Genomic DNA, 2146 nt, shown 5'->3' on the forward strand with positions numbered 1-2146 from the left:
CATTACCAATGGCTGTGTTCGAGACATCCCAGATGCCCAGGACAAGTTTCAAATGCTGGCGGGGATGGTTAATCCATCACATGCCTGGGTGCACCTTGTGGACTGGGGGCAGTCGGTGACCGTCCATGGTATGGATGTCGAGGACGGAGATTTGATTCATGCAGATATGCATGGTGCGGTGGTTGTTCCACAAGACGGAATTCAGGAAATTGTTGAGATGGCCCAGAAGATTTTTGACAAGGAGCGGATCCTGATCAAAGCCAGCCAAAAAACGGGCTTTAACATGGAAAAACTGCGGGAAGCCTGGAAAAACATGTCTGAATTCCATTGAGCCCAATGCTTCATCCAACCATCAAAAAATACCTGCCGATTCTACTGGTCCTGGCCGTAGTGGACCTGGTTTGTTTAATTTTTCTGTTCGTGATCTGAGTTGTTCCAATTAAAAGATGTAAACACAAAATGAAACACCACGATCCGGAGCACTTGCATCAACTTCTAGAGACCAAGGTTTGTCCTAAGGGCGAGTTGTTTGGTGTAGATCTTTCGAAAGCCGATTTGCCCAAGGCCGTCCTGTATTCTTCAGATCTGCGAGAAGCCAAGCTGTCCAAAGCTAATTTAGCAAAAGCCGATTTGCAGGAGGCCAATTTGGTAGGAGCAGATCTCCATGGAGCTGACTTGAATGGGGCCAATCTTCATCAAGCCAATTTGGCACAGGCAGATTTATCGGGAGCCTTGCTGTTCTTCGCTGATTTGCATGAAGCCAATTTACCAGAAGCCAACTTGAAGAGTACAGATTTGACGGAAGTCGATTTGTTGTATGCAAACCTCGAAGGAGTCGACCTCTCAGGTGCCAAATTATCTGGAGCTAAATTGCGAGGTGCTAATTTGGTTGGTGCTGACTTGACGGATGCGAATCTAAGCGAAGCGAATTTGAGTGAAGCGAATTTGAGTGAGGCTGACTTGTCAGGAGCGGACCTGAGAGAAGCAGATCTGAGCAAAGCTTTACTGAGCCAAGCCAATCTGGTAGGAGCAAACTTACATCGAATCCGACTTCAAGGCGCAGATTTGACCGATGCCGATTTGACCGATGCAAACTTGTACGGTATTGACCTACGAGAAGCGATTACAGAGAACACTCTGTTCGAAAAGGCAAAGCTCTGCAATACGATCTTGCCGGATGGCAAGGTGGAATACCGTGATTGTGAGGAAGATACAGCAGCAGAATGAGACCGTTGGCTTCTTTAAATGAGAGAGACCCTGCGAGTGATTAACTTTTAGAGAAGCCCTGAATTTGAAAAGCCTAGTCTCCTAGCTTCTCAATAGCTGCAATCTGGATCTGAACACTCCGGATGCGCTGCATGTCAAATTTGATATCTCGCCGACAGGTGTAGATCCCGTTTTGCTCCTGATCAATATCGGTGAGTTGGGTATAGCAATAGCCGAACATCATCGGATTCTGCAGTAGGATCGTACAGAGTTTTTCAAAGCGGTCATAAAACTCTTCAATATTTTTCGGTCTCTCACCATATCCCCAGGAGTCCCAGTGCTCATCTTCCGGGTTCCACCAAATTCCCCCGAACTCGCTGACAAAGTAGGGTTGTCCTCGGTAAGGGGTTGACCAACGTTGTTTGAGAGACCGCCCACGATAATCTCGCAGATGAGGTCCCTCTACCTTCCACTCATTCTGATAGGGGTTCCCCTCACCAACATGCGAGTGGTGCTCTGCAAACTTTTCTGGATCCTGGGTGTAGTCGTGGCAGTCATAGACATCGGTCTCATGAATCCGATGGGAATAACCTGATGTGTCCAGTACAGGCCGAGTTGGATCCATGGCCTTGGTCGCCAGGAACATGCCTCTTGTGATGTCGTCGAGTTGGGACATCTCCTCCATGATGGGTTCCCAAGTTTCGTTGAGAGGACACCAACCAACAATACTAGGATGTGAATAATCCCGCTCAATAGCTTCAAGCCACTCTGTGATGTAGGAAGCAGAAAAGCTTTGGTGGTGAGGAAAGCGTCCCAGGTTCGCTGCACCCCAATCCCCAAATTCTCCCCAGATCAGATAACCCATCCGATCAGCATGGTACAGGAAACGTTCTTCGAATACTTTCTGGTGAAGCCGCGCTCCATTGAAACCAGCCTCTAA

Annotated in this window: 3 protein-coding genes; 2 read left to right on the forward strand and 1 reads right to left on the reverse strand. The window is 48.0% G+C overall.

Translation table 11 applies throughout. From position 1 onward, the window contains the following. Both P8O70_04640 and P8O70_04645 read left to right on the forward strand, forming a co-directional pair. The coding region (locus tag P8O70_04640) for a hypothetical protein (protein MDG2196168.1) at positions 1-331 on the forward strand (331 nt) is incomplete at its 5' end. 128 nt (positions 332-459) lie between these two features. Continuing rightward, entirely contained in the window at positions 460-1227 is a 768-nt protein-coding gene (locus P8O70_04645) for a pentapeptide repeat-containing protein (protein MDG2196169.1), read from the forward strand. 73 nt (positions 1228-1300) lie between these two features. Here P8O70_04645 and P8O70_04650 read toward each other — a convergent pair. Beyond that, a partial coding sequence (locus P8O70_04650; GenBank protein MDG2196170.1) for a glycoside hydrolase family 2 TIM barrel-domain containing protein occupies positions 1301-2146 on the reverse strand: 846 nt, incomplete at its 5' end.

Source organism: SAR324 cluster bacterium (assembly GCA_029245725.1).
Taxonomy (GTDB): Bacteria; SAR324; SAR324; order SAR324; family NAC60-12; genus JCVI-SCAAA005.